The sequence below is a fragment of the Paracoccus homiensis genome (assembly GCF_900111675.1).
Taxonomy (GTDB): Bacteria; Pseudomonadota; Alphaproteobacteria; order Rhodobacterales; family Rhodobacteraceae; genus Paracoccus; species Paracoccus homiensis.
In genome coordinates this window covers 1-26,095 of the sequence record NZ_FOHO01000008.1, presented here as the reverse complement: position 1 = coordinate 26,095, position 26,095 = coordinate 1, and the positions used below count along the sequence as shown (strand labels likewise).

Annotated in this window: 25 protein-coding genes; 10 read left to right on the top strand and 15 right to left on the bottom strand. The window is 64.3% G+C overall.

The genetic code is table 11. From position 1 onward, the window contains the following. The first annotated feature begins 22 nt into the window (after positions 1-22). Positions 23-1,237: an acyltransferase family protein gene (locus BMX67_RS11730; RefSeq protein ID WP_175479886.1), complete on the top strand. Its 1,215-nt coding sequence runs from the start codon at positions 23-25 to the stop codon at positions 1,235-1,237. A 95-nt stretch (positions 1,238-1,332) separates the two neighbouring features. Next, positions 1,333-2,622, top strand: coding sequence for a crotonyl-CoA carboxylase/reductase (ccrA, locus tag BMX67_RS11725; protein ID WP_090735120.1), 1,290 nt, complete (start codon positions 1,333-1,335; stop codon positions 2,620-2,622). An 83-nt stretch (positions 2,623-2,705) separates the two neighbouring features. Here the strand turns inward: ccrA and BMX67_RS11720 are convergent, their stop codons facing one another. After that, the gene (locus BMX67_RS11720; protein ID WP_090735118.1) at positions 2,706-2,912 is read right to left on the bottom strand and encodes a hypothetical protein; all 207 of its coding nucleotides are present in this window, start codon (positions 2,910-2,912) and stop codon (positions 2,706-2,708) included. Positions 2,913-3,237: 325 nt separating this feature from the next. Between BMX67_RS11720 and BMX67_RS11715 the strand changes: the two genes are divergently transcribed. Continuing rightward, positions 3,238-4,791, top strand: a complete 1,554-nt coding sequence (locus BMX67_RS11715; RefSeq protein WP_090735116.1) for an ATP-dependent DNA helicase — start codon at positions 3,238-3,240, stop codon at positions 4,789-4,791. Positions 4,792-4,855: 64 nt separating this feature from the next. Here the strand turns inward: BMX67_RS11715 and BMX67_RS11710 are convergent, their stop codons facing one another. Continuing rightward, positions 4,856-5,638 carry an EcsC family protein gene (locus BMX67_RS11710; protein WP_090735114.1) on the bottom strand — a complete coding sequence of 261 codons (783 nt, stop codon included), beginning with the start codon at positions 5,636-5,638 and terminating at the stop codon, positions 4,856-4,858. Between the two features lie 80 nt (positions 5,639-5,718). Then, the gene (locus BMX67_RS11705; protein ID WP_090735112.1) at positions 5,719-6,207 is read right to left on the bottom strand and encodes a GNAT family N-acetyltransferase; all 489 of its coding nucleotides are present in this window, start codon (positions 6,205-6,207) and stop codon (positions 5,719-5,721) included. 109 nt (positions 6,208-6,316) lie between these two features. Here BMX67_RS11705 and BMX67_RS11700 point away from each other — a divergent pair, with 109 nt between their 5' ends. Beyond that, positions 6,317-6,919 (top strand): flavin reductase family protein, encoded by a 603-nt coding sequence (locus tag BMX67_RS11700; protein ID WP_090735111.1) that lies wholly within the window; start codon positions 6,317-6,319, stop codon positions 6,917-6,919. After that, a complete protein-coding gene (locus BMX67_RS11695; protein WP_090735109.1) occupies positions 6,916-7,449 on the top strand; it encodes an adenine phosphoribosyltransferase in 534 nt (177 codons plus the stop codon). Before BMX67_RS11700 ends, BMX67_RS11695 begins: the two co-directional genes overlap by 4 nt. 20 nt (positions 7,450-7,469) lie before the next feature. Here BMX67_RS11695 and BMX67_RS11690 read toward each other — a convergent pair whose 3' ends face one another. The 11 genes from BMX67_RS11690 to coxB all read right to left on the bottom strand — a co-directional run bounded on the left by BMX67_RS11690 (position 7,470) and on the right by coxB (position 18,054). Next, on the bottom strand, positions 7,470-9,104 hold the full coding sequence (locus BMX67_RS11690; protein ID WP_090735451.1) for an FMN-binding glutamate synthase family protein: 1,635 nt from the start codon (positions 9,102-9,104) through the stop codon (positions 7,470-7,472). 74 nt (positions 9,105-9,178) lie between these two features. Next, positions 9,179-10,585: an FAD-binding oxidoreductase gene (locus BMX67_RS11685; protein ID WP_090735108.1), complete on the bottom strand. Its 1,407-nt coding sequence runs from the start codon at positions 10,583-10,585 to the stop codon at positions 9,179-9,181. A 23-nt stretch (positions 10,586-10,608) separates the two neighbouring features. Beyond that, positions 10,609-11,190 carry a GNAT family N-acetyltransferase gene (locus BMX67_RS11680; RefSeq protein ID WP_090735106.1) on the bottom strand — a complete coding sequence of 194 codons (582 nt, stop codon included), beginning with the start codon at positions 11,188-11,190 and terminating at the stop codon, positions 10,609-10,611. Beyond that, positions 11,190-12,464 (bottom strand): M16 family metallopeptidase, encoded by a 1,275-nt coding sequence (locus BMX67_RS11675; RefSeq protein ID WP_281249169.1) that lies wholly within the window; start codon positions 12,462-12,464, stop codon positions 11,190-11,192. The genes BMX67_RS11680 and BMX67_RS11675 overlap by 1 nt, the downstream gene beginning before the upstream one ends. Further along, positions 12,461-13,837, bottom strand: coding sequence for a threonine synthase (gene thrC, locus BMX67_RS11670; RefSeq protein WP_090735105.1), 1,377 nt, complete (start codon positions 13,835-13,837; stop codon positions 12,461-12,463). The genes BMX67_RS11675 and thrC overlap by 4 nt, the downstream gene beginning before the upstream one ends. 10 nt (positions 13,838-13,847) lie before the next feature. Further along, positions 13,848-14,519, bottom strand: coding sequence for an SURF1 family protein (locus BMX67_RS11665; protein ID WP_090735103.1), 672 nt, complete (start codon positions 14,517-14,519; stop codon positions 13,848-13,850). A gap of 82 nt (positions 14,520-14,601) precedes the next feature. Continuing rightward, entirely contained in the window at positions 14,602-15,429 is an 828-nt protein-coding gene (locus BMX67_RS11660) for a cytochrome c oxidase subunit 3 (RefSeq protein WP_090735101.1), read from the bottom strand. A 32-nt stretch (positions 15,430-15,461) separates the two neighbouring features. Further along, positions 15,462-16,025 carry a cytochrome c oxidase assembly protein gene (locus BMX67_RS11655; protein ID WP_090735100.1) on the bottom strand — a complete coding sequence of 188 codons (564 nt, stop codon included), beginning with the start codon at positions 16,023-16,025 and terminating at the stop codon, positions 15,462-15,464. Then, the gene (locus tag BMX67_RS11650; RefSeq protein WP_090735446.1) at positions 16,022-16,216 is read right to left on the bottom strand and encodes a hypothetical protein; all 195 of its coding nucleotides are present in this window, start codon (positions 16,214-16,216) and stop codon (positions 16,022-16,024) included. Before BMX67_RS11650 ends, BMX67_RS11655 begins: the two co-directional genes overlap by 4 nt. Then, positions 16,216-17,133, bottom strand: coding sequence for a heme o synthase (cyoE, locus tag BMX67_RS11645; protein ID WP_090735098.1), 918 nt, complete (start codon positions 17,131-17,133; stop codon positions 16,216-16,218). The genes BMX67_RS11650 and cyoE overlap by 1 nt, the downstream gene beginning before the upstream one ends. 18 nt (positions 17,134-17,151) lie before the next feature. Further along, on the bottom strand, positions 17,152-18,054 hold the full coding sequence (gene coxB, locus BMX67_RS11640) for a cytochrome c oxidase subunit II (RefSeq protein WP_175479885.1): 903 nt from the start codon (positions 18,052-18,054) through the stop codon (positions 17,152-17,154). A gap of 211 nt (positions 18,055-18,265) precedes the next feature. On the opposite strand from coxB, the gene tldD reads away from it, so the two are divergent. The 3 genes from tldD (at position 18,266) to topA (ending at position 23,722) form a co-directional block, all read left to right on the top strand. After that, positions 18,266-19,687: a metalloprotease TldD gene (gene tldD / locus BMX67_RS11635; RefSeq protein ID WP_090735096.1), complete on the top strand. Its 1,422-nt coding sequence runs from the start codon at positions 18,266-18,268 to the stop codon at positions 19,685-19,687. Positions 19,688-19,751: 64 nt separating this feature from the next. Continuing rightward, entirely contained in the window at positions 19,752-20,909 is a 1,158-nt protein-coding gene (dprA, locus tag BMX67_RS11630) for a DNA-processing protein DprA (RefSeq protein WP_090735094.1), read from the top strand. Between the two features lie 116 nt (positions 20,910-21,025). Beyond that, the gene (topA, locus tag BMX67_RS11625) at positions 21,026-23,722 is read left to right on the top strand and encodes a type I DNA topoisomerase (RefSeq protein WP_090735093.1); all 2,697 of its coding nucleotides are present in this window, start codon (positions 21,026-21,028) and stop codon (positions 23,720-23,722) included. 1 nt (position 23,723) lies between these two features. Here the strand turns inward: topA and BMX67_RS11620 are convergent, their stop codons facing one another. Beyond that, positions 23,724-24,425 (bottom strand): prephenate dehydrogenase, encoded by a 702-nt coding sequence (locus tag BMX67_RS11620; RefSeq protein WP_090735091.1) that lies wholly within the window; start codon positions 24,423-24,425, stop codon positions 23,724-23,726. 264 nt (positions 24,426-24,689) lie between these two features. Here BMX67_RS11620 and BMX67_RS11615 point away from each other — a divergent pair, with 264 nt between their 5' ends. Beyond that, positions 24,690-25,394: a CoA transferase subunit A gene (locus BMX67_RS11615; RefSeq protein ID WP_090735089.1), complete on the top strand. Its 705-nt coding sequence runs from the start codon at positions 24,690-24,692 to the stop codon at positions 25,392-25,394. 2 nt (positions 25,395-25,396) lie between these two features. Continuing rightward, positions 25,397-26,038 (top strand): CoA transferase subunit B, encoded by a 642-nt coding sequence (locus BMX67_RS11610; protein WP_175479789.1) that lies wholly within the window; start codon positions 25,397-25,399, stop codon positions 26,036-26,038. Positions 26,039-26,095: the final 57 nt, after the last annotated feature.

The following is a 26,095-nucleotide window of genomic DNA, read 5'->3' as shown; positions in this document are numbered from 1 at the left end:
TCGCCTCGCAATAATCTTACGGTTGCGATATCGTTACCGAAACAAAGATGCGCCGTCAATTCGCTGCATCGCGGCATGTTCGAAATCGGCACTTAACCTTATCGTCACCGCCATGATATGCACCCCCAGATGCAGGCAGCCCTTTGCCCGGGCAGCCAGCCGATCCCCAAGCGGGCGCGCTTTGTTCTTATTTCGTAACCAGGTTGACACTCATGCGACAGATCCGATGTTCCGCGCCCGGATAGAGCCTGTTCGATTGCTGGCAGTGCTGATGCTGGTGACCTACCACGTGGTCGGGGACACTGCGGAAAGCGGGCTACAAATCGCCGACACGCACCCTCTCAGGCTGGTTATGAGCCTGCTGGCCGATCTGCGCATGCCGCTTTTTGCCTGCATCTCCGGGTTTCTTTACGCGCTGAAGCCGGTATCCCCGGCCGCCTACCCGACATTCATTCGTGGCAAGTTCCGTCGCCTCGCAGTTCCCGCGACCATCTGCATTGCGGGCTTTCTTGGGGCGTCGCAGGTCATGGGCACGAAGTTCATGCCGCAGGGGCCGATCTGGCATGCGTTCGTCTTTCCCTACGCCCATTTCTGGTTCCTTCAGGCGATTTTTCTGATCTTCGTCTTCTATTGCGGATTCGACATCCTGACGCGCGGTCGGCTGCTGCTGGTCAGTCTTACGGTTGCATGCGCGGTCTACTTGCTGCGACTTGGCTTCCCCAGCAATGTCATGTCGGTCAATCATGCGCTGTATCTTCTGCCCTATTTCCTGACCGGTATCGTCATGGCGCGACACGAAGAACGGGCCGCGCGCTGGCGACCCCTCGTGATTCTGCTGTCGGCTGCGATCCTGGCGCTGGGGGTCGGATGGGTCCTGCGTGACCCAGGCCAGAACACTGCAATGCTTGCCTCGCGTCATGATCTGCAAAGCTTGATGGTCGGAATGTCCGGTGCCGTTCTGTTGCTGGGAATCGCCCCGCGGGTCACCTGGCTGAACGGATTCGGCAGTCTCGCCTTCACGATCTATCTTTACCACATTTTCGGAACATCGCTGGCCCGCAGGGCACTGGACGCGGCGGGCATCGACGATCTTACGGTTCATATCTGCGCCGGTCTGATCTGCGGACTTGCGCTGCCCGCGGCCCTGTATCTTTTGGCGGCGCAGCATAATTTGCTGAATTTTGGCCTTCATGGGCGCCTTCCAACAAGGCCGGTGCGACATAAAATTTCCACCTAGGCCAAATAATCGTTGTATTGTTGCGCATCGACCTTTACCAAGCAGGACATGAGGCCGCTTGATTCTGCGCTGCGGCAATTAAGAAGGAGACACCGATGGCTCTGGATGCCCCGACCCCGATCGCACCCTATGATGCGCCCGTGAAAGACCTGTATGAAATGGGCGAGATGCCGCCCCTGGGTCACGTTCCCAAGCAGATGCATGCCTGGGCGATCCGCCGCGACCGCCAGGGGGAACCCGACAAGGCGATGCAGCTTGAGGTCGTCGAGACCCCGCAGATCGACAGCCACGAAGTGCTGGTTCTGGTGATGGCCGCAGGCGTCAACTACAACGGCATCTGGGCCGGACTCGGCGTTCCGGTCAGCATGTTCGACGTCCACAAGCAGCCCTATCACATCGCGGGTTCGGACGCCTCGGGCATCGTCTGGGCCGTCGGTGACAAGGTCAAACGCTGGAAGGTCGGCGACGAGGTCGTGATTCATTGTAATCAGGACGATGGCGACGACGAGGAATGCAATGGCGGCGACCCGATGTATTCGCCCACCCAGCGAATCTGGGGCTACGAGACGCCGGATGGCAGCTTTGCCCAGTTCACCCGCGTTCAGGCGCAACAGCTGATGCCGCGTCCGCGCCACCTGACCTGGGAAGAATCCGCCTGCTACACGCTGACGCTGGCCACCGCCTATCGGATGCTGTTCGGCCATGAACCGCATGAGTTGAAGCCCGGCATGAATGTGCTGGTCTGGGGTGCCTCGGGCGGTCTGGGGTCCTATGCGATCCAGCTGATCAACGCGGCGGGCGGCAACGCCATCGGCGTCATCAGCGAAGAGGACAAGCGCGACTTCGTCATGTCCCTGGGTGCCAAGGGTGTCATCAACCGCAAGGAATTCAATTGCTGGGGCCAGCTGCCCACGGTGAACACCCCCGAATACAAGGAGTGGTTCAACGAGGTCCGCAAATTCGGCAAGGCCATCTGGGACATCACCGGCAAGGGGAACAACGTCGACATCGTCTTCGAACATCCCGGCGAGGCGACCTTCCCGGTGTCCACCTTCGTCTGCAAGAAGGGCGGCATGGTCGTGATCTGCGCGGGCACCACCGGCTTCAACTGCACCTTCGACGTGCGCTACATGTGGATGCACCAGAAGCGCCTGCAGGGCAGCCATTTCGCCCATCTGAAACAGGCCAGTGCCGCGAACAAGCTGATGGTCGAGCGTCGTCTGGACCCCTGCATGTCCGAGGTCTTTCCCTGGGCCGAACTGCCGCAGGCTCACCTGAAGATGTATCGCAACCAGCACAAACCGGGCAACATGTCGGTTCTGGTTCAATCGCCCACCACCGGCCTGCGCACCTTCGAGGACGCGTTGGAAGCCGGCCGCCGCTAAGCGGAGCAGAGCGGATCACATCACGGCATCGTGCGGGACACCGCGCGATGCCTTTCCTGTTCCGGGCCCTCCGCCGATCACGGTCAGATCGCTACCCCATCTTCGCGGGCGGTCCGGCATTTCCACTCGCGCAATGTCTCGCGCGGATGCGTTTCCAGCCATTTCGCAATTTCGGACTGGCCCCGCAGCATGCAGGTCCTCAGGCCCATTTCATCTGTGAACAGAAGGCTGCGGTCCTGGCAACTGGCCGGGGCCACGGACAAGCAGGTCACGAAGAACAGTTCGATCATCGGATCGCCCTTTCATTTGCCCTCCCTGTGTCAGATCCCCAAACCTCATACTAAAGGATGATACCGCGAATCGCCCAAGCCGCCCTAGCTGCCTAAACGATCAGTTCGGCATCTGCATGCGGGCCGACCGCGAATTCGGAAGTTCTGGCGCTGAAACCCGCAGGATTGGGTCACTCTCGGCGCTTCCGATTCTGCGTTTTGGCAGGCGGGCGCCCCCTTCCGCTGCCTTCCCCACCACCCAGCAGGGATAATCCGGCGACCGCGATCCCCTCCTGAACGCGGCATCCCCCTTCGCTTTCGCGCCGGGGCGGGATATGCCTGCCCCATGACCGGACAAACGCCTGCCAGCACCGCCCCTGCCCCGACCCTTTCGCCCGATCAGGCCGAGGCATGGGACGCCCTGTCCGACGCGTTTCAGCAATCCGGGGTCGATCTTCTGGCCGAAGAAGTCCACGCCCCGCAGCCGGGCAAGGGTCGCGTCATGGCGGTCATCGGCAAGGCGGGGTCGGGCAAGACCCTGATCCTGGCGCAGATCACCAAGGCCCTGCAAGAGGCCGGCGTCGACCTGATCAGCGGCGATTACGAAGGCCGCCGCCGCAAGGATCGCCGCACCGTCGCCATCTTGGCCCCCACCAACAAGGCAGCCTTCGTCCTGCGCACGCGCGGCGTGCCGGCGACCACGATCCACCGCATTCTCTACACCCCGGTCTATGACCCGGAATATGAACGGATCGCCGAATGGCTGACCGGCGAAGGCAGCCGCCCGACCATCGACAGCCTGCCCGACGAGGCGCTGGATCGCGCCCGCGCCTTCTATGACCAGCATGCCTCGGTTCCGGGGGCCTTGGCCGCTGCGGGCCTGCGCGGCTCGGACTTCATCAGCGGATGGAAACGACGCGAGGAAGGTCTGGACATCGGGTTGATCGACGAAGCCTCGATGCTGGACGAAAAACAGTTCGACGACCTGCGCGAGATCTTTCCCCTGTTGATCCTGTTCGGCGATCCCGCGCAGCTTGCCCCGGTCGGATTGTCCGGTGAAATGGTCTTCGACCGGCTCGCACCGCAACAACGCCTGATGCTGAACCGCATCCACCGTCAGGCCGATGACAGCCCGATCCTGGACCTGGCCCATGCGCTGGCCGACGACAAGCTGCTCTTCGAGGATTTCGAAAGCATGGTCCGCGCCGCTGCCCGCAAGGACGACCGGGTCATCTGGTCCGAACGCGTCGAATCCGACCTGATGGCCCGTTCCCCGGTGCTGGTCTGGCGCAACGCCACGCGGATCCGCCTGATCCACGCCTTCCGCTCGGCCTTCGGCGCACCGGGCGATGCCCTCCTGCCGGGCGAACCGCTGATCTGCGACGGCCTGGAACTTCCGCTAAAATACCGCAAGAAACGCATCGATCTCGAGGCGCGCGGCCTGATCAAGGGCGCACAGGTCGTCTATCTGGGACCGGGACGCAAACCGGGTTTCTCGCGCCTGCATGTGATCGGCGCCGAAGATCCGCGCCTGTCCGCCGCCTCGATCGTCAAGATCGAGATGCCCGAGACGGAAGAGCCCTTCATCCCATTCGCCGCCCGCATGGGCGCGGCCTTCCTGCACGGCGCGGCGGTCACGATCCACAAATCGCAGGGCAGCCAATGGCCCGATGTGCAGGTCTTCGCCCCCGACATCGCCGCCGCCGCGTGGTCGAACCGGACCGAAGCCGGAATTCCGCTGTGGAAACGCCTCGCCTATGTCGCGATCACCCGCGCTCAGGAACGGCTGCACTGGGTGGTCCGCCCGCGCCTCGCGCGACCGGCAGGCCCGCTCTCGACCGCCGATCTCGAAGCCCCGGTCGCGCCCCTTTCACTGCAAGCGCAGGATCAGGACGACTAGCGTCTTCTTTGGTCAAATACCCCGGGGGTCCGGGGGCTGGCCCCCGGCGGCCGCGGGACGCCGATCACGCCCGTCGGCCACCCAGATGCGCGATCTCGATCCGCAACGCCTCGACCAGCGCCTCATGCGGCATCCCGGTTTCGCGCGACAGGCGCAGCAGGCCGAAATGGACCCGCGCGATTTCCTGATAATATCGCGCAAAAGTAAAGTTGATCGAGGCGCCGACCACCGCGCCGAAGACCGGCGCCGATTGGGCCGCCAGCTTCTGACCCAGCGACACCGACAGGCGCGGCGCGACCTTGCTGATCAGTCCTTGTACGGTCTGGCCGGTCACGGTCATGCGCGCGGCCAGCAGGCCCAGATCGGTGCCGTCATCCTCTTCCATGGGCCCGGCGGCCGCGAAGATGCGCAGACATTCCTTGCGCACCTCCTCGCTTTCGGGGTCCAGACCGTGCTCGGCGGCGATGTCCAGCATCGCCCGCAACAGCAGCGTGACCGTGAAAGGCAGCTCGACCACCGCACCCGGCAACCCCGCCGCACCCCCTGCCGCCCCGCTGACGGTCGAGGCCATGCGGTTGAACAGATCGCCCCGATCGCGCATCATCCTGCGGCTGCCCGAGGCGGCGCTGAAGGCGCGGCTCAGCGCGATCCGGGTCATCCGGTCCAGCCGGTTGCGCACGAAACCCGGCAACCGCTCGATCAGGTTTTCCGCGCTGTTGCCGACCATCGACATGATTTCCATGCCAAGCCCCCCCGCCTCGACATGGCGGCGGGCCAGCCGCGCGATCTGTTCGCGCATCGCCGGGTCGGTAATCGGTGGCAGCACCAGTTGCGGTTGCGATCCCATCGCGTCGATCCTTCAGCAGGCCAATCGGGTCTTCTTCGATCATAGATGGGGCCTGTCGACCACGCTGACCAGCCCCGATCTCAGGGCAAGGCGCGCTCGACGACCCCTTCGACCCCAACCCATGCCCCGTCGGCAAGTTCCAGCCCCAGAACCCGGTCCGGGTTGGTCGGCGGCGGCATTTCGACCGCGTCCAGCCGTTGAAAGCCGAAACGCGAATAATAGGGCGCGTCCCCCACCAGCAGCACCCGCCGCCAGCCAAGCTGCGCCGCGCGGGTCAGGCTGTCGCGCATCAGCAGCGCGCCCAGACCTTCGCCCTGCGCAGTCGGGTGCACCGCGATCGGGCCCAGCAACAGCGCATCATGCCCACCGATCCGCACCGGCCAGAACCGGATCGCCGCCAGAACGATCCCGACCTCGTTGCGCAGAACCAGACACAGCCCCGCGACCCTGGGCACGCCATCACGCAGCCGATAGGATGACAGCGCCGTGCGTCCGGGCGCGAAACACAGGTCGTAAAGCGCCTCGACCTCGTATTCGTCGGACGGCGTCTCGGGGCTGATCTGATACATGGCGCCTCCGGTTTTTTGCGCGCCTTAGCATGGCTTTCGCCCATGCGGAACATTGCAGCGCAGGAAAAGCGGTGGCAGTTTGTCGGCAACCAAAGGGAAAGGCATCGCCATGTTCTATCGTCCCGAAGCCGGCCACGGGCTGCCGCACAACCCCTTCAACGCATTGGTCGCGCCGCGCCCGATCGGCTGGATCTCAACGCGGGGGCGGCGGGGCGACAACCTTGCGCCCTATTCCTTCTTCAATGCCGTCGCCTATGTGCCGCCACAGGTGATGTTTGCCTCGACCGGGGCCAAGGCCGACCGTCTGGGCACCAAGGACAGCGTGGCCCAGATCACCGAAACCGGCGTCTTCTGCGTCAATATCGCCAGCGGCGACATGCGCGATGCGATGAATGCCAGTTCCGCCCCGCTGCCTGCGGGGCAAAGCGAATTTCAGGCCGCTGGCATCGAGGCGGTCGAGTGCGAAACCATCGAATGCCTGCGCGTGGCGAGGGCCGCCGCCTCGCTGGAATGCCGGATGACCCAGATCGTGCCGCTGGCCGGTCAGTCGAATTTCGCGGTTTTCGGCGTCGTGACCGGCATCCATATCCGCGACGACTGCATCGTCGAGGGGCGTTTCGACCCGCGTGCCGCAGGGGGATGGTTGTCGCGGCTGGGCTACAAGGATTATGCCGCCGTCACAGAATTGTTCGAAATGGACCGCCCCACATGACCAAGACCGTCAAGGATTACATCCGCGCCATCCATGATTTCCCGCATGAGGGCATCATCTTTCGCGATGTGACCACGCTTTTCGCCGACGCACGCGGCTTTCGCATGGCCGTGGACCAGCTTTTGCACGCCTATGCGGGCCAGCGCATCGACAAGGTCGTCGGCCTTGAGGCGCGCGGATTCATTCTGGGCGGCGCGGTGGCGCATCAGCTTTCGACAGGCTTCGTACCGATCCGCAAGAAGGGCAAACTGCCCGGCACGGTGATTTCAGAAGCCTACCAACTGGAATATGGCGAAGCCGTGATGGAAATCCATGACGATGCGCTGGCCAAGGGCGACAAGGTGCTGATCGTCGACGATCTTCTGGCCACCGGCGGCACCGCCGATGCGGCGATAAAGCTGTGCAAGCGGCTTGGTGCCGAACTGGTCGGCTGCGCCTTCGTGATCGACCTGCCGGAACTGGGCGGGCGCAAGCTGCTGGAAGATCAGGGCGTGACCGTCGAAGCCCTGTGCAGCTTTGACGGCCACTAGGCGGCATCACGGGACCATCTTCACCGGGCCATCGCCCAGCTATCAACCTGTGCGGCGGCCCAGTATTTCGCGAAGGCCGGATGGGTCATCTGCCCCTCCAGCAGGGCCGCGGGGGCCAGCCAGTCGTAAAGGCTGGCCGCGGATCTGACCTCTCGCGGGCTGGTGCGGATCATCAGGTGATGCGGGGTGAACGCATCGGGATGATCCAGCCCCGAACTTTCGCACGCCTCTTGCACCGCATGCATCGTCGCCTTGTGGAACCGCGCGGCCCGGGCGGCCTTGTCGGGCACGACCAGCGCACGATAGCGGTCGGGATCCTGGGTGGTGATGCCGGTGGGGCATTTCCCGGTGTGGCAGGCCTGCGCCTGAATGCAGCCGATCGCGAACATGAAGCCGCGCGCCATGTTCACCCCATCCGCCCCCAGCGCCGAGATCCGGCAGATGTCGAATGCGGTGATGATCTTGGCCGACGCGATCAGCTTGATCCTATCGCGCAGGTCAAGCCCAACCAGCGTGTTATGCACCAGCATCAGCCCTTCGCGCAGCGGGGCACCCTTGTGATCGGCAAATTCCACCGGCGCGGCGCCGGTTCCGCCCTCGCCCCCATCGACGGTGATGAAATCCGGGGTGATCCCGGTTTCATGAAACGCCTTTGCCATGGCGAACCATTCCCACGGATGCCCCACGCACAGCTTGATGCCGACCGGCTTGCCACCCGACAGATCGCGCAGTTGGGCGATGAAACCGCATAATTCGCGCGGCGTGGAAAAGGCCGAATGGGACGAGGGGCTGACACAGGCCTGCCCCACGGGCACGCCACGCGCTTCGGCGATGGCTTCGGTCACCTTGGCGCCGGGCAGGATGCCGCCGTGACCGGGCTTGGCGCCCTGGCTCAGCTTGATCTCGATCATCTTGACCGCCGGGTCGACGGCCTGCGCGCTGAAGCCCTGCGGGCTGAAACTTCCATCGGGATTGCGGCACCCGAAATAACCCGAGCCGATCTGCCAGACCAGATCGCCGCCCATCCGGTGATAGCGCGAGATCGACCCCTCGCCCGTGGTATGGGCAAACCCGCCCGCCTTGGCAGCGCGGTTCAGCGCCTCGATCGCATTGGGCGACAGCGCGCCATAGGACATGCCGGAAATGTTGACGACCGAACTGTCATAGGGCTGACGACAATCCGGCCCCCCGATGCGGATGCGGAAATCATGGCCGGGCAGATGCGTGGTGGCGATCGAATGGTTCAACCACTCGTAGCCGTCGCCATAGACATTGCGCAGCGTGCCAAAGGGCCGCACCCCTTCGACCCCCTTGGCGCGGCGATAGACCACGGCCCGCTGTTCCCGCGAGAATGGCGTCTCGTCGTGATCATTCTCGACGAAATACTGCCGGATCTCGGGGCGGAAATGTTCCAGCAGATAGCGCATCCGCGACGACAGCGGATAGTTTCGCATCAAGGCATGCTGGGTCTGGAACAGGTCATAGATCCCGGTGCCCGTGCCCAGAAGGCCAAGGATCAGCAGAAACGCCCCCAGAACCGGGAACGACCCGATCAGCAACAGACCTACGGGGATCAGCAGGATCGCCAGCACGAACGGGATATAGCGTTCGTAGTAACGGGCGCGCTCGGCGGCGCGGGTGAAACGCAATCGCATGGTCAACATCCCTCCCTTGGCCCAAGCATGGCCCAGAAAGGCGACGGATTTAAAGCGTTTATCCGACAGCTTGCCTAACCGGCCGGAAAGATCACACCCGGATTCATGATGCCCGCCGGGTCCAGCGCCTGTTTGATCGTCCGCATCGCCTGCACCCGGACCGGATCGCCCCAGCGCGCCAGATCGGCCGCCTTCAGCCGGCCCACACCATGTTCCGCCGAGAATGAGCCACCACGTTCGACCACCATTTCATGGATCATCCGCGACAGATCGCGGCGGATATCGTCGTATTCCTCGCGGCGGCGACCTTCGGCGGGAAACAGGTTGAAATGCAGGTTGCCGTCGCCCAGATGCCCGAAACAGTTGATCCGCATGTCGCCCTGCTGCGCCAGCCGGACCTGCGCGTCGCGGATGAACTGGCCGATCACCGACAGCGGCAGGCTGATATCATGGCTGGCGATCGCCCCGACCGCGCGATTTCCAAGCGGGATATGTTCCCGCAGCCCCCACATCTCGGCCGCCTGCTGGCCGGACTGGGCGATCACGCCATCGCTGACCAGGCCAGACTCCAGCCCCGCCGCGAACAACCCTTCCAGCGCGGCATCGGCGCCAAGACCTGCAGGCAACCCCACCTCGATCAGGGCGATCCAGTCGGGGATGTCATCGAAAGGCTGGCGGATCTGGGGAAAATGCTGTCGCAGAAAGCGCAGCCCCTGCCCCGAGATCAGCTCGAACGCGGTGACGCCGCCGGCCATGCGCCCCTGCGCAAGGGCCAGCAGGTCCAGCGCGGCCTCGGGATCGGCGACCTGCATCATCGCGACACCGTTTTCCGCAGGCAGCGGGGCCATCACCAAAGAGGCCGCCGTGATCACCCCCAGCGTGCCTTCCGCGCCGATCAGCAGGTCGCGCAGATCATAGCCGGTATTGTCCTTACGCAGCCGTTTCAGGTCACGCATGATCTGCCCCGAGGGCAGCACCGCCTCGATCCCCAGGCACAGCGCACGCGCATTGCCATAGCGCAGCACATTCACGCCGCCCGCATTGGTGGACAGCACGCCGCCGATCTGTGCCGTCCCCTGCGAGGCCAGCGACAGCGGAAACTGTCGCCCGACCTGCGCGGCGGCATCGCGGGCCTGTTGCAGCGTCACCCCGCTTTCCGCGATCATCACGCCCTCGCTGGGGAATACGTCGCGGATCGCGCTCATCCGTTCCAGCGACAGGATCAGCGGCGCGGGGCCGTCGGACATGATCTGCCCCGCCACCAGCCCGGTGCCGCCGCCACGCGGCACGACCGCGACGCCCGCCTCGGCGCAGGCGCGGATGATTGCGGCGGTTTCCTCGACATCGCGGGGCGCGGCGACCAGCCCCGCCCGACCGTGAAAACGGCCACGCGGTTCTTCCAGATAGGTCGGCGCAATCTCTCTCAGCACGCCGGATGGCAGGCGGGCGGCAAGGCGATCATCGGCGGCGGACAAGCTCATCGGGGCAGCCTTATTCCAAAGGTTCAGCGGGCCTCGCTGCGGCCGCGTCGGTCGTTGCGCAAATTGGCGTATAGCACATGGTTGCGCCAGCGTCCGTTGATCTGAAGATAGCTTTGCGCCACGCCTTCATATTTGAAGCCCGATTTTTCCAGAACCCCGCGCGAGGCGACGTTTTCCGGCAGGCAGGCGGCCTCGACCCGGCTAAGGTCAAGTTCGACAAAGGCGTGGTGGACAAGCGCGCCGATCGCCTCGCCCATGAACCCATGACGGGCAAAGGGCTTGCCGATCCAATAGCCGATGGTGCCTGTCTGCGCGGGGCCGCGCCGGATGTTGTCCAGCGTGATCGCCCCCAGCAGCACACCATCGCGGCGCAGCACGAACAGCGGCAGGGCGGTGCCGCCCTTGCTGGCCCGCGCGGCCCAGTAGACGCGGTTGGTAAAGCTTTTGCGCGACAGGTGGTCGGCCGACCAGACCGGTTCCCAAGGCGTCAGGAACTCGCGACTTTCGATGCGCAGCGCGGTCCAGGCATTGTAATCGGAATGCGCGGGCAGGCGCAGCACGGTGCGTTCGGTTTCCAATCGGACCGGACGCCGCCGCATAAACATCAGGCGGCAAGCCTTTCGGCCAGACTGTCCCGAGAGGGCGCCGCCTTGACCGGTCCGTACAACGCAAGGGCCGGTCGGGCATTCGCGATCAGCCGTTCGGCATGGCCGCGAACCTCGTCCAGCGTGACCGACGAGATACGCTCGGCCACCTCGGCCGGGTCCAGCACCCGTCCCCAGATCGCCAGCACCCGCGCGATGCGTTCGGCCTGCGCCGACGGGCTTTCCAGCCCCATCAACAGCCCCGCCCGCAACTGCGCCTTGGCGCGATCGACCTCGACCTGCGTCATGTCGCCCGCGGCGCGCTTCAGTTCGTCGACGGTCAGATTGGCCAGATCGGCCACGTCATCGCCACCTGTGCCCGCATAGATGGTCATCATGCCGGTATCGTCGTGAAAGCCGGATTGCGCAAAGATGGTATAGCACAGGCCCCGTTCTTCGCGGATCTTCTGGAACAGCCGCGAGGACATGCCGCCCCCCAGTGCCGCCGAAAAGATCTGCGCGGCATAGAAGTCGGGCGACAGATAGCCCGAACCTTCCAGCGCCAGCGCGAAATGCGCCTGTTCCAGCTTTTTCACGCGCCGCGCCTCGCGGCCCTGCCAGGACGCGCCTTCGCGCGGCTTTTGCAGGATCGGGCGAAGATGGCCAAAGGCCGTTTCGGCCAGACGCACGATGCGGTCATGATCGACCGAGCCTGCGGCCGCCACGATCATCTGGCCCGGCCCGTAATGTTCGGACACGAAACCGGCCAGATCCTCGCGGGAAAAGCTGCTGACACGTTCGGCGGGCCCAAGGATCGGCCGACCTATGGCCTGATCGGGATAGGCGGCTTCCTGCAGCCAGTCGAAGATGATGTCGTCGGGCGTGTCCATCGACTGCCCGATTTCCTGCAGGATCACGCCGCGCTCGACCTCGATCTCGCGCTGATCGAAGATCGGGTTCAGCACGATGTCGGAAATCACGTCAAAGGCCAGATCGACATCGTTTTCCAGCACGCGGACGTAATAGGCCGTCGCATCGCGCGAGGTATAGGCGTTGATGAAACCGCCCACATCCTCGATCGCCTCGGCGATCTGCAGGGCGGTCCGGGTCTTGGTGCCCTTGAACGCCATATGTTCCAGGAAATGGGCGATGCCGTTCTGTTCGACCCGTTCATTGCGCCCGCCGGCATTGACCCAGATGCCAAGGGCCGCGGAATGCAGGCCGGGCATGTCGCGGGTCGCGATCCGCAGGCCGTTGGGAAGCGTCGTCAGGCGCAGATGAGGGTCGATCGTCAATTCGTTCTCCGTTCAAGGATCAGCGATTTAAGCGCATCGACGTCATTTTCAACCCTGCTGACACGTTCGGGCAGATCGAACAGGTCGGCCATATGCGGCGGCAGCGGCGGGCGCAGGCCCACCGCCTTTTCGACGGCATCGGGGAATTTCGCCGGATGCGCGGTCGCAAGCGTCACCATCGGCACGCCGGGCTGGATATGCTGACGCGCGACGGCGGCGCCGACGGCGCTGTGCGGGCACAGGACCTCGCCGGTTTCGGCGCGGATCGTGCGGATCATCTGGATCGTCTCTTCCTCGCTGACCCGGCCTGAAACATACTGCTCGCGCAGCGCCTGCAAGGCGCCTTGGCTGATGGTGAAGCCACCGGTTTTCATCTCGTCCATCAGCTGCGCGATGGCCGCGGCATCGCCGCCATAAGCCCAGTACAGCGCCCGTTCGAAATTCGAGCTGACCTGGATATCCATCGACGGGCTGATTGACGGCGCAACCTCGCCAATGCGGTATTCGCCGGTGGTCAGCGCGCGGTGCAGGATGTCGTTCTGGTTGGTCGCGACGATCAGGCGGCGGATCGGGGCGCCCATGGCCCGCGCGATGCTGCCCGCGAAGATGTCGCCGAAATTGCCGGTCGGCACGGTAAAGTCGGTGGGCCGCATGCCAAGGCTGGCGGCGGCGGTGAAGTAATAGACGATCTGGGCCACGACGCGCGCCCAGTTGATGCTGTTGACACCCGCAAGCCCGACCTGATCGCGGAACTGATGATCGTTGAACAGATCCTTCAGCCGGGCCTGACAGTCATCGAAATGCCCGGTCACGGCCAGCGCATGCACATTCGATGCATCCGGCGTGGTCATCTGGCGGCGCTGCACCTCGCTGACGCGGCCATGGGGGAACATGATGAACACGTCCACATTGTCGATGCCCTTGAACGCCTCGATCGCGGCGCTGCCGGTATCGCCCGAGGTCGCGCCGACGATCGTGATCCGCTGCCCCGACCGCTTCAGCGCGATTTCGAACAGCTGGGCGATCAGCTGCATCGCGAAATCCTTGAAGGCCAGTGTCGGGCCGTGGAACAGTTCCAGCAGGTGATGGCCGGGGGCCAGCTGGCGCAGCGGCGCCTTGGCGGCATGTTCGATCCGGCCATATGCGCGGTCTATGGCACCGCGCAGCTCGTCCTCGGTAAAGCTGTCGCCGGTGAAGGGGCGAATGACGCGATAGGCCACCTCGGCATAGGGCAGGCCGTCCATCTCATCCAGGCCCGAGATCGCGGGAACGGTTTCGGGCAGGTACAGCCCCCCGTCACGGGCAAGGCCCGACAGCATCGCCTGTTCGAAATCCAGCACCGGGGCCTGTCCCCGCGTCGAGACGTAACGCATCGTCATTCCTTCAGTAGGTCCGTCGCCTGATACGCCAGATCAGGGCGACTGTCATCCCTGCCCAGACAGCGGCAATCATGAACCATTGCACGGCATAGGACAGGTGGTTGTTGGGGATACCCTCGATCGCGACCGGGATGGGTTGAACGCCCTGCGCATCGCCGGTGACATGGCTGGCCACCACAAGCACCGGCATCGTGTCCAACAGCTGTGCCATGGCGGGCACGTCGCGGGCAAACCAGATGTTTTCGTCCAGATTGGGCTCGGGGGTCGCGCTGCCCTTTTCGTCGGGCCAATGCAGATTGCCGCGCACCTCAAGCCGGGTCGGCCCGCGTTCCAGACGGCGACCCTCTTGCGGGACGAAACCGCGATCCAGCAGGATGTCGCGGCCGTCATCGGTGATGAATCGCGACACGATCTGATAGCCGCCGCCCTGATCCTTGGTGCCGGACAGGACATGGATTTCATCGCCCGTGGTGGTGCCGCTGACCTCGACGGGCATGTATTTCATCGCCGGATCAAATGTGTCGGGCAGAGGGACGGGGGCCGCGTCGATCTGCGCCTGAATTTGCGCCAACAGCCCTTCCTTCCACGCCATGCGACGCAACTGCCACGATCCCAACGAAATCAGGATCGCACAGCCGACAACACCAAGGATAAGCGGGAACAGATAGCGGCGCATGGGCGCGTCAGGGCCTTTGGCTCAGCAGAAACGAAAAACGCGCGGGGACTGGCCCCGCGCGTCGATCAGGCAGGGGCCGAAATCAGCTGCCCCAGATATAGACGGCGCCGAACAGGAACAGCCAGACGACATCGACGAAGTGCCAGTACCAGGCGGCAGCCTCGAACCCGACATGCTGTTCCTGGGTCATCTGACCCTTCAGCAGGCGGAACAGGCAGACGGCCAGGAAGATGGTCCCGACGATGACGTGGAAGCCGTGGAAACCCGTCGCCAGATAGAAGGCGCTGGCATAGGAGGTGTCGGCCAGACCGAAGGCGGCGTGGCTGTATTCATAGGCCTGCAGCACCGAGAAGATCGCACCCAGAATGATCGCGACGATCAGGCCGTTGATGGTGGTCTTGCGGTCACCTTCATGCACGAAGGCATGGTGGGCCCAGGTCACGGCGACACCCGACAGCAGCAGGATCAGCGTATTGATAAACGGCAGGTGCCAGGGGTCGAAGGTGATGATGCCTTCGGGCGGCCAGACGCCGTCCTTGATCGGGCTTTCCGGCCCCATCGGATACATCACGTTCTTGAACCAGTTCCAGAACCACGCGACGAAGAACATCACCTCGGAGATGATGAACAGGATGAAGCCGTATTGCAGGCCGATCCGAACGACCGGGGTGTGGTCGCCGGCCTCGCCTTCGCGGATGACATCGGCCCACCAGCTGTACATGACATACAGCACCCCGACAAAACCGATCAGGAACAGCCACGGCCCGGCGACCGGAATACCCAGCAGATGCACGTCGTCAGCCATCCAGCCAACGGCGCCGTACAGCATCAGGAACGCCGCAATCGCCGAGATGAAGGGCCAGATGGACGGCGGAAGGATGTGATAGTCGTGGTTCTTAGCATGCGCCATGATCGGTCCCCGTCGGCTCCTCGTAAGTCGTATCAGTTGACGTTCTTGGCCGGGGCAGCGTCAAGCGCTGCCTGCTTCGGCTCGGTCAGATGAAAGGTGTAGGACAGCGTGATATCACGCACCCAAGCGGCATCGCCATCCTCGATCAGTTCGGGATCGACGAAGAAATTGATCGGCATTTCGATACGCTCGCCGGGCTTCAGCGTCTGTTCGGTAAAGCAGAAGCACTCGATCTTGTCGAAATAATAGCCCGACACCTCGGGCGCGACGTTATAGCTTGCCGTGCCGGTAATGGTCTGGTCGCTGTTGTTGATCGCCTCGTAATAGGCCATCGCACTTTCGCCCAGACGTACATCCATCTTGGTCTGCATCGGGCGGAACGTCCAGGGCACGTCCTTGTCGATATTGGCGTCAAAGCGGACGCGGATCACCTCGTCCAGTACCTGATCGGGCGCCGCCGTCGAAACCTGCGTGGTGCCCCCGAACCCGGTGACGCGGCAGAACCAGCTGTAGAACGGAACGGCGGCCCAGGCCAGCGCACCCATGGTCACGACGACGCCCACAAGCGCCAGAACGGTCCGGGAATTGCGGCTCATTGCGACACCTCTTCTTGCGGGACGACCGAAACGCGCGGCTGGTGGTCATAGGCCTCCATCAGGTCGCCCTGACGCACCTTGACCACGGTCAGCGCAAAGACCAGCGCCACGAAAGCCACCAGCACCAGCCCAAGCCCGACATTGCGGGACCGGCGGCGACGGTGCAGTTCATGTTCCGTCTGCATCGGCATCACCATCCCCCGACCCAGGACTGGATCAGCAGCGCAAGGAAATGCGCGAACAGATAGTATAGCGACAGTTTGAAAACGCCACGCTCGGTCGCGTAATTGTCGGCGATCGCGGCGTCTTCGCTGCGGCGCAGGACGCGCCAGCCGCCGATGATGAACAGCAGGTTGGCGATCACGGCCACGGCCATGTAGATCGGCCCGCCGACGGATGTCAGGCCCAGCCAGATGGCGAAGGGTGCCAGGACCAGCGTATAGCCAAAAATGTGGCGGCGGGTGGTTTCGCGACCGTGGGTCACGGTCAGCATCGGCACGCCCGCCTTGTGATAATCTTCCTTCATGAACAGGGCCAGCGCCCAGAAATGCGGCGGCGTCCAGAAGAAGATCAGTGCGAACATCAGCAGCGATTCGACGCTGATGCCGCCGGTCGCACAGGCCCAGCCGATCATCGGCGGAAAGGCCCCCGCAGCGCCGCCGATCACGATGTTCTGCGGCGTCCAGCGTTTCAGCCACATCGTGTAGATGACGGCATAGAAGAAAATGGTGAAGGCCAGAAAGCCCGCCGCGAACCAGTTCGCCGCAAGCCCCAGCATCATGACCGCGAAACCGGCCAGCACAAGACCGACGCCCAGTGCCTCGCCGCCCTGCACGCGACCCGACGGGATCGGGCGGCTTTGGGTGCGCTTCATCACCGCGTCGATATCGGCGTCATACCACATGTTCAACGCGCCCGAGGCACCGCCGCCAAGCGCGATGAACAGGACCGAACAGAACGCGACGAAGGGATGGATATCCACCGGTGCGACCCACAGCCCGACAAAGGCGGTGAACACGACCAGCGACATCACCCGAGGTTTCAGCAGGGCGATATAATCGCCGAACTCTGCCTCGGGGGTGCGGTCATATGCGTGGGTATCGGTCATCGCGTTCTTCGGTCGGCCTTAGTCGGCTTTGGCAAGCTGCAGACGGGTTTCTTCGGACAAGCCAAGGGCGGCCTGCTGTTCCTCGGGCATGGTGCCGCCCTGCTCGGCGACCCAGGCGGCGTAGGTTTCGGGCGACACCGCCTTCACCACGATCGGCATATAAGCATGGTTGATGCCGCACAGCTCGCTGCACTGGCCGAAATACACGCCCTCTTGTTCGACATTGAACCACGCCTGCGCGATCCGGCCCGGAACGGCGTCCTGCTTGACCGCAAAGGCGGGGATGGTCCAGCTGTGGATCACGTCATTCGCGGTGACCTGCAGCAGGACGGTCTTGCCGACCGGGACGACCACGGCGGTATCGGTCGCCAGCAGGTGTTCGTCCTCGCTATAGCCGTATTCGGCCAGCTCATCCTTGGCCAGCATGATCGAATCGAAGCTGACGTCATTGTCGGGATATTCGTAGGACCAGTACCACTGGTTGCCGATCGCCTTGACGACGATATCGGGATTGGCGGGCATTTCCTGGCTGCGGAACAGCGCCGGCAGCGAGAAGGCACCGATCACCACCAGAATCAGCACCGGCACCAGCGTCCATGCGATTTCCAGCGGGGTGTTGTGGGTGAACTTGGCCGGAACCGGGTTCGCGCGGCTGTTGAACCGGAAGATCACCGCCAACAGCAGGCCGCAGACGAAAATCGTCACCACGGCAATGATGATCAGCACGAAATGGTCCAGCCACTGCTGATCGCGGGCCAGCTCGGTCGCTGCGGGCTGAAAGCCCGTCCCCGCCGCATGCGGCTTACCGATCGTCGGCAGCTCACCCAGTACATCCTGCGCCATTGCGGCCGCGCCCAGCATGCCCGCCGTGGCGAACCCCGTAGCTGCCGCAACTGCACGGCGAATCATCGCTTTTGCCATCAATCCATCCCGTAGCGTTGGTGCGGCCATACGACCGCAAGAGCCGCCAAAGGCCGCCCCTTTCCCTTTCACATGGTCCGTTCTATGACCATATCTCGACCTCTCGGGCAAGTGATACCTCGGATGCAAAACGAAATTCACGCCTTGCCGCCGCAGCAATGTCACGCCATTCCGGCCGCCCGACCGCCGCGATCCGACGAAGGGATTTCCCATGACCCGCGACAGTTTCGACCCGTTCACGCAGCATCTGGACCGCGATCGCGCGCTTGCGATCCTTCGTGAGGCGGTCGCCGGTGCCGATGACGGCGAGTTGTTCATCGAACGCAGCGTCGCCGAAACGCTGGTTTTCGATGACGGCCGGCTGCGCAATTCGGGCTACACTGCGGATCAGGGCTTTGGCCTGCGCGCGGTCCGGGGCGAGGTCACCGGCTATGCACATTCCACCGAACTTTCCGAGACTTCGCTGCGTCGCGCCGCCGAAACCGCACGCCTTGCGGTCGGTGGCGGCGGCGGCACGCTTGCCGATCCGGCGTCGATGATCTCGCAGAACCTGTATCCGGCGATCGACCCGGCTGCGGGCATTCCCGTCGCACAGCGAATCGACCTGCTGCGCCAGATCGACGATTACGCCCGCAGCCGGGACCCGCGCGTGGTGCAGGTCACCGCCTCGATCGCGACATCGCTGCAAGAGATCGCGATCCTGCGCCCCGAGGGGGGGCTGGTCACCGATATCCGCCCGATGGCGCGACTGAATGTCGCAGTCATCGTCGAGAACAACGACCGCCGCGAATCCGGCAGTCATGGTGGCGGCGGGCGCATTCCCCTGGACGGGCTGATGCAGCCGCAGCACTGGCAGGCCGCCGTTGATGAGGCGTTGCGCATCGCGCTGGTCAATCTGCGCTCGGTCCCGGCGCCTGCGGGGCTGATGGATGTGGTGCTGGGCGCGGGCTGGCCCGGCATTTTGCTGCACGAGGCCGTCGGCCACGGGTTGGAAGGCGATTTCAACCGCAAGAAGGCCAGCGCCTTTGCCGGTCTGATGGGTCAGCGCGTCGCCGCCCCCGGCGTCACCGTCGTCGATGACGGCACCATCCCCGACCGTCGCGGCAGCATCAGCGTCGACGACGAAGGTACGCCGCCAGCCCGCAATGTCCTGATCGAGGACGGGATTCTGGTCGGCTACATGCAGGATCGCCAGAACGCACGCCTGATGGGCGTGCAGCCGACCGGCAATGGCCGCCGCGAAAGCTTTGCCCATGCCCCCATGCCGCGCATGACCAATACCTACATGCCCGGCGGCGACGCCGATCCGGACGACATCCTCGCCGATCTGAAGGACGGCATCTATGCCGTCGGTTTCGGCGGCGGTCAGGTCGATATCACCAATGGCAAGTTCGTGTTTTCCTGCACCGAGGCCTATCGCGTGACGAACGGCCAGATCGGCGAGCCGATCCGCGGCGCCACGCTGATCGGTGACGGCGCCACCGCGCTGCAACAGGTCCGCGCCGTGGGCAATGACATGGCGCTGGATCCCGGCATCGGAAATTGCGGCAAACAGGGGCAATGGGTGCCCGTGGGCGTGGGTCAGCCGACGCTGATGATCGGCGGGCTGACGGTGGGCGGCTCTGCTGCGTAGGCAGCGCTAACCATATCTTAACCGAATCTCCGCTATCCCGGTGTCTGGATGAGGCGGAGGCAACATGGATACCGGGTTCGTTTCTTTCGGCACCCCCCAAACCCCACCAACCGCAAGGGACGACGACCTGTCCTTCCTGCGCCTCATCCGTTCACGCCGGGTGGGGCCTGCGACATTTCATCGGCTTGTGGCTGAACATGGCACGGTGACGGCCGCGCTGGATGCCCTGCCGCAGGTTGCGGCGCAGGCGGGCATGACCGATTACGCGATCTGCCCCGAAGGCGTCGCCGCCGCGGAACTGAACGCAGGGCGCAAGGCCGGGGCGCGGATGATCCGCTGCGATTCGCCGCTTTACCCGGCGGCGCTGCGTGAAATCGACGGCGCCCCCCCGGTCCTGTGGCTGCGGGGCAATCCCGAATTCCTGACCCTGAACCCGGTCGCCGTGATCGGTGCGCGCAATGCCTCGTCGCTGGGGTTGCGCATGGCGCGGGGCATGGCCACGGGACTGGGCGAGCTGGGCCACACCGTCGTGGCCGGGCTGGCCCGTGGCATCGATACCGCCGCCCATAACGCGGCCCTGCCGACCGGGACGGTTGCCGTCATGGCGGGCGGTGTCGATGTGATCTACCCGGCGGAAAACGTCGTACTGGCCGCGCAGATCGTCGAACAGGGGGCGCTGGTATCGGAACAACCGCCCGGCACCGAACCTGCCGCGCGACATTTCCCCATGCGCAACCGAATCATCTCGGGCTTGTCGCGGGCCGTCGTCGTGATCGAGGCCGCGCATCGGTCCGGGTCGCTGATCACGGCCAGAAATGCGCTGGATCAGGGACGCGAAGTGATGGCCGTGCCTGGACATCCGATGGATGCACGGGCCGCGGGCTGTAACCAGTTGATCCGCGATGGCGCGATTCTGGTGCGCAATTCGCAGGATGTCGCCGATGCGCTGCAACCCGATGGGCTGGCGGAACAGCCTGCCCATCGGCCGGAACCACAAATCCAGGCAAGCCCGGCTGTTGCCACGCGCCCCGGTCGCGACACCGGTGGTCCGGTACAGCTTGAGGCACGGATCCTGTCGCGCCTGACCCCCAGCCCGACCGAGGAAAACGACCTGATCCGCGATCTGGGCGTGACCGCCGCCACGGCCAGCGCCGCGATCCTGTCGCTGGAATTGCAGGGCCGCCTGACACGTCTGGCGGGTGGGCGATTGGCCCTGTCCTGACGCGACATCGGGCCCGTGTGCGACAACCGCCCGGCGATGCCCGCAACCGTCAGCCGTTGACACTGCGAGGCGGCGGACCCATGTTGCCGCCCCATTGAAGGGTCCCCGAGGTCACTATGCCTGTTGTCGTCGTCGAATCTCCGGCAAAAGCCAAAACCATCGAGAAATATCTGGGTGGCGATTATCGCGTGCTGGCCAGTTTCGGCCACGTCCGCGACCTGCCGCCCAAGGATGGCAGCGTCGATCCGGACGCCGATTTCGCCATGAAATGGGAAGTCGCCAGCGACAGCAAGAAACACCTGAAGGCGATCAAGGATGCGCTGAAGGACGACCAGAACCTGATTCTGGCCACCGACCCCGACCGCGAGGGCGAGGCGATCAGCTGGCACCTGCTGGAGGCACTGGCCCCTGCCCTGAAGAAGGGCAGTGAGGTGAACCGCGTCACCTTCAACGCGATCACCAAGACCGCCGTCAGCGAAGCGATGGCGCAGCCCCGCCAGATCGATCAGGCGCTGGTCGATGCCTATCTGGCACGCCGCGCGCTGGATTATCTGGTTGGCTTCAATCTGTCGCCGGTCCTGTGGCGCAAGCTGCCGGGCGCGAAATCGGCGGGCCGCGTGCAGTCGGTCTGCCTGCGGCTGATCGTCGACCGGGAAATGGAGATCGAGGCCTTCAAGCCGCGCGAATACTGGTCGGTCCATGCCCGTCTGGCCACGCCCGGCGGCGACGAATACGACGCCACGCTGACCTCGCTGGCCGGGGCCAAGCTGGACCGCTATGACCTGCCCGATGCCGAAAAGGCCGCGATGGCCGTCAGCGCGGTGTCCAGCCGCGATCTGAAGGTGACGGGCGTCGCCGCCAAGCCCGCCAGCCGCAACCCCTGGCCGCCCTTCATGACCTCGACCCTGCAACAGGAAGCCAGCCGCAAGATGGGCATGGGCGCCAAGGCCTGCATGTCGGCGGCGCAGCGCCTGTATGAGGCCGGGTTGATCACCTATATGCGGACCGACGGCATCGACATGGCCCCCGAGGCCGTCCATGCCGCCCGCGACGCGATCAAAGCCAAGTTCGGCGACAACTACGTCCCGAAAAGCCCGCGTATGTACAAGAACAAGGCCAAGAACGCGCAGGAAGCCCACGAATGTATCCGCCCGACCGACATGATGCTGTCGCCCGACAAGCTGAAGGTCTCGGCCGAGGATCAGCGCCGCCTGTACGACCTGATCTGGAAGCGCACCATCGCCAGCCAGATGGAAGCCGCCCGGATGGAGCGCACGACGGTCGAGATCGCCAGCCCCGACAACCAGGTCGGCCTGCGCGCCACCGGTCAGGTGATGCTGTTCGACGGCTTCCTGAAAGTCTATGATCAGGGGCGCGACGATGACGATGCCGAGGACAGCGCCCGCCTGCCCGCCATTGCCGAGGGCGAGGCCGCGAAACTGGTCCCCAAGGCGTTCGAACCGGAACTGGCCAAGGCCCGCGACAAGGGCGGCGACCTGCCCGATGCGCCCGCGACCCAGCTGGCCGCACCCGGCATGCTGGCCGATCAGGCCGCCGCGACCGCAGGCCGTCAGCATTTCACCCAGCCGCCCCCGCGCTATACCGAGGCGACGCTGGTCAAGCGCATGGAAGAACTGGGCATCGGCCGTCCCTCGACCTATGCCAGCATCGTTACGACGATCCAGGACCGCGACTATGTCCGCAAGGACAAGAACCGCCTGATCCCCGAGGACAAGGGCCGTCTGGTGACGACCTTCCTGGTGAAATACTTCCCGCGCTATGTCAGCTATGACTTCACCGCCGATCTGGAAAACGAACTGGATGAGATCAGCGCCGGCGATCTGGTGTGGCGCGAGGTTCTGGGCCGGTTCTGGAAGGATTTCTCCAAGGCGCTGGAAGGCACGTCGGAACTGCGCATCACCGAGGTGCTGGACGCCATCGACGAGGCGCTGGCCCCGCATCTGTACCCGCCGCGCCCGGATGGCAGCGACCCGCGCGTCTGCCCGCTTTGCGGTCAGGGGCGTCTGAACCTGAAAACCGCGCGTTCGGGCGGCGCCTTCATCGGTTGCACCAATTACCCCGACTGCCGCTTTACCCGCCCCCTGTCTGCCCCCGATGGCGAGGAACCGGTGGGCGACCGCGTTCTGGGGCATGACGGCGGCGACGAAATCAGCCTGAAGACCGGGCGCTTCGGCCCCTATATCCAGCGCGGCGAGGCGACCGAGGAACAGCCCAAGCCGCCGCGTGCCTCGATCCCGAAAGGGTGGGACGCGGGCAGTGTCGATCTGGAAAAGGCGCTGCAGTTGCTGTCCCTGCCGCGTCCCGTGGGCAATCACCCCGAAGATGGCGAACTGGTCGAGGCCGGGATCGGCCGCTATGGCCCCTATGTCAAGCACGGCCCGAAATATGCGAACCTGCCCGATGTCGATGAGGTCTTCACCATCGGCATGAACCGCGCGGTCGAGGTTCTGGCCGCGAAACAGACCCGGGGCCGGGCGGCGGCCGCCGCGCCGCTGAAGGAACTGGGCGACCACCCAGATGGCGGCAAGATTCAGGTGATGAACGGCCGCTATGGCCCCTATGTGAAGTGGGAAAAGATCAACGCCACCCTGCCGCGCGATGTCACCCCCGAGGACATCACCCCCGAACAGGCGCTGGAACTGATTGCCGCGAAGGCCGCCAAGAAAGGCACGCGCAAGCCTGCCGCCAAGAAGACGGCGGCGAAAAAGCCCGCGGCCAAGAAAACCACGGCAAAGAAAACGACCGCCAAGAAGGCCGCGACCAAGAAGGCGGACGACAAGACCGACGAATGATTTAGATCGCAGCCCCCGCCGCGCCGCGCAGAAATTTCTGCCGGATCGCGGCGGCATGGGGGTTTTCGGTCAGGATCGTCCGCAGCAACTCGGGTGAATCCGATTGCACCATCGCGGCGGCCTCGATCAGGCGCTGATAGCTGGCGGTTCCCAGACGACTGGACCCCGCCCCAAGATCGGCCAATCCGCGCGCGATCAGGTGGGTCAGCCCCTGCACCACCGCCATCTCGCGGTCATGATCGTCGGGCGTTGTGGGGATCACGCGCAGCCCAAGCCCGCGCAGAAACCGCGCCAGCCGCAGATGCCCGCGCCCGCGCAGCGGGCACCAGGCGATGCGATGCCCCGCGATCCCGTCACGCGCGCTTTCCGGCCCGAACAGTGGATGCGTCGCAAGGATCTGGACGTGATCCGGCAGCAGGTCGCGCATCATCTGCGCCGGACGCAGCTTGACCGAGGCGACATCCGCGACCAGTGCGCCGGGCCGCAGATGCGGCGCGATCGCGCCGAGAACTCCCTGCATCTGCGACAGCGGCACCGCAAGGATGACGATGTCGCAGCCCGCCGCCCCCGTCAGATCGACCGAGGACAGATCATTCGAGCGCAGCGCCGGATCGCAGATCACGACCCGCGCATGATCGCGCAGGTGCCGTGCGACAAGCTGACCGAACGCGCCGAACCCGATGATGGAAACCGATAAAGACATCAAACGACCCTTTCTGGCGCAAGCCCGTGGTCATCTGTCTGTGTCTCAACCGCCGGTCCCGCGCGGTTGACATGGCTTTGCCCCCGCTATGTCAGCGGGCGATAATAGACGGCAAATGCGGCAAAACCTGTTTTCATGCCCGCTAGGAAACCTGCGCGGACAGGCAAAGTCAAGTCTTGCCGCTAACAGGGGCTGGCGCGATTGACACTGCACAGGCTGCGGGCCATGACTTTGCCCAAGTTTCATCCATAAGGGGGAGGACCGATGAAAAAGGTCTATGCCAACGCGACCGAGGCCCTTTCCGGGCTTTTGCATGACGGGATGACGATCTCGGCCGGGGGGTTCGGTCTTTGCGGGATTCCCGAGCTGCTGATTGATGCGATCGTGGACAGCGGCGTCAAGGACCTGACCATCGCAAGCAACAATTGCGGCGTCGACGGCTTTGGTCTGGGCAAGCTGCTGGACACTAGGCAGATCAGGAAGATGATCAGCTCTTACGTCGGTGAGAACGCCGAATTCATGCGTCAGTACCTGTCGGGCGAGCTGGAGCTGGAATTCAACCCGCAGGGCACGCTGGCCGAACGGATGCGCGCCGGCGGCAGCGGCATCCCGGGCTTTTACACCAAGACCGGCGTCGGCACCCAGATCGCCGAGGGCAAGGAGGTCAAGATCTTTGACGGCGAGGAATATATCCTCGAACGCGGGATCGTCTCGGACCTGGCGATCGTGAAGGCGTGGAAGGCCGACGACACCGGCAATCTGGTGTTCCGCAAGACCGCGCGCAACTTCAACCCGCCCGCCGCCATGTCCGGCCGCATCTGCGTGGTCGAGGTCGAGGAAATCGTCGAACGCGGCAGCCTGGACCCCGATCACATCCACCTGCCCGGCATCTATGTGCATCGCATCATCCAGGGCGATCACGAAAAGCGCATCGAAAAAGTCACCACCCGCAAGCGTGAGGAGGCGTGATCATGGCCAATGAAATGAAAGGCTGGGATCGTGACCAGATGGCCGCCCGCGCGGCCGAGGAACTGGAAGACGGCATGTATGTGAACCTCGGCATCGGGATCCCGACGCTGGTCGCCAATTACACCGGCGACAAGGACATCACGCTGCAATCGGAAAACGGCATGCTGGGCATGGGCCCCTTCCCCTATGAGGGCGAAGAGGATCCCGACCTGATCAATGCCGGCAAGCAGACCATCACCGAATTGTCGCGCACCTCGTATTTCGACAGCGCGACCAGCTTTGGCATGATCCGCGGCGGCAAGATCGCGGCGGCGATTCTGGGCGCGATGGAAGTGGCCGAGAACGGCGATCTGGCGAACTGGATGATCCCCGGCAAGCTGGTCAAGGGCATGGGCGGCGCGATGGATCTGGTCGCGGGCGTCAAGCGCGTGATCGTGGTCATGGACCACACCAACAAGGCCGGCGAATCCAAGCTGCTGAAGGAATGCACCCTGCCGCTGACCGGCAAGGGCGTGGTCAATCGCATCATCACCAATCTGGGCGTTCTGGACGTGGTCGAGGGCGGGCTGAAGATCGTCGAGACCGCCGATGGCGTGACCGAAGCCGACCTCCGCGCCGCCACCGAAGCCACCATCGTCACCTGACCGGCATGATCACAACCAAACGCAAACGGGGGGCAAAGCCCCCCGTTCGCTGTTGTA

What these genes read in the sequence shown, in the direction of transcription:
- cyoE (WP_090735098.1), bottom strand. Translation starts at nt 17,133, where the DNA reads ATGACCGATACCCACGCATATGACCGCACCCCCGAGGCAGAGTTCGGC.
- BMX67_RS11655 (WP_090735100.1), bottom strand. Translation starts at nt 16,025, where the DNA reads ATGAGCCGCAATTCCCGGACCGTTCTGGCGCTTGTGGGCGTCGTCGTG.
- coxB (WP_175479885.1), bottom strand. Translation starts at nt 18,054, where the DNA reads ATGGCAAAAGCGATGATTCGCCGTGCAGTTGCGGCAGCTACGGGGTTC.
- dprA (WP_090735094.1), top strand. Translation starts at nt 19,752, where the DNA reads ATGGATACCGGGTTCGTTTCTTTCGGCACCCCCCAAACCCCACCAACC.
- BMX67_RS11700 (WP_090735111.1), top strand. Translation starts at nt 6,317, where the DNA reads ATGTTCTATCGTCCCGAAGCCGGCCACGGGCTGCCGCACAACCCCTTC.
- BMX67_RS11665 (WP_090735103.1), bottom strand. Translation starts at nt 14,519, where the DNA reads ATGCGCCGCTATCTGTTCCCGCTTATCCTTGGTGTTGTCGGCTGTGCG.
- tldD (WP_090735096.1), top strand. Translation starts at nt 18,266, where the DNA reads ATGACCCGCGACAGTTTCGACCCGTTCACGCAGCATCTGGACCGCGAT.
- BMX67_RS11710 (WP_090735114.1), bottom strand. Translation starts at nt 5,638, where the DNA reads ATGGGATCGCAACCGCAACTGGTGCTGCCACCGATTACCGACCCGGCG.
- BMX67_RS11685 (WP_090735108.1), bottom strand. Translation starts at nt 10,585, where the DNA reads ATGAGCTTGTCCGCCGCCGATGATCGCCTTGCCGCCCGCCTGCCATCC.
- BMX67_RS11715 (WP_090735116.1), top strand. Translation starts at nt 3,238, where the DNA reads ATGACCGGACAAACGCCTGCCAGCACCGCCCCTGCCCCGACCCTTTCG.
- BMX67_RS11650 (WP_090735446.1), bottom strand. Translation starts at nt 16,216, where the DNA reads ATGCCGATGCAGACGGAACATGAACTGCACCGTCGCCGCCGGTCCCGC.
- topA (WP_090735093.1), top strand. Translation starts at nt 21,026, where the DNA reads ATGCCTGTTGTCGTCGTCGAATCTCCGGCAAAAGCCAAAACCATCGAG.
- BMX67_RS11695 (WP_090735109.1), top strand. Translation starts at nt 6,916, where the DNA reads ATGACCAAGACCGTCAAGGATTACATCCGCGCCATCCATGATTTCCCG.
- BMX67_RS11705 (WP_090735112.1), bottom strand. Translation starts at nt 6,207, where the DNA reads ATGTATCAGATCAGCCCCGAGACGCCGTCCGACGAATACGAGGTCGAG.
- BMX67_RS11680 (WP_090735106.1), bottom strand. Translation starts at nt 11,190, where the DNA reads ATGTTTATGCGGCGGCGTCCGGTCCGATTGGAAACCGAACGCACCGTG.
- ccrA (WP_090735120.1), top strand. Translation starts at nt 1,333, where the DNA reads ATGGCTCTGGATGCCCCGACCCCGATCGCACCCTATGATGCGCCCGTG.
- BMX67_RS11620 (WP_090735091.1), bottom strand. Translation starts at nt 24,425, where the DNA reads ATGTCTTTATCGGTTTCCATCATCGGGTTCGGCGCGTTCGGTCAGCTT.
- thrC (WP_090735105.1), bottom strand. Translation starts at nt 13,837, where the DNA reads ATGCGTTACGTCTCGACGCGGGGACAGGCCCCGGTGCTGGATTTCGAA.
- BMX67_RS11610 (WP_175479789.1), top strand. Translation starts at nt 25,397, where the DNA reads ATGGCCAATGAAATGAAAGGCTGGGATCGTGACCAGATGGCCGCCCGC.
- BMX67_RS11720 (WP_090735118.1), bottom strand. Translation starts at nt 2,912, where the DNA reads ATGATCGAACTGTTCTTCGTGACCTGCTTGTCCGTGGCCCCGGCCAGT.
- BMX67_RS11615 (WP_090735089.1), top strand. Translation starts at nt 24,690, where the DNA reads ATGAAAAAGGTCTATGCCAACGCGACCGAGGCCCTTTCCGGGCTTTTG.
- BMX67_RS11690 (WP_090735451.1), bottom strand. Translation starts at nt 9,104, where the DNA reads ATGCGATTGCGTTTCACCCGCGCCGCCGAGCGCGCCCGTTACTACGAA.
- BMX67_RS11660 (WP_090735101.1), bottom strand. Translation starts at nt 15,429, where the DNA reads ATGGCGCATGCTAAGAACCACGACTATCACATCCTTCCGCCGTCCATC.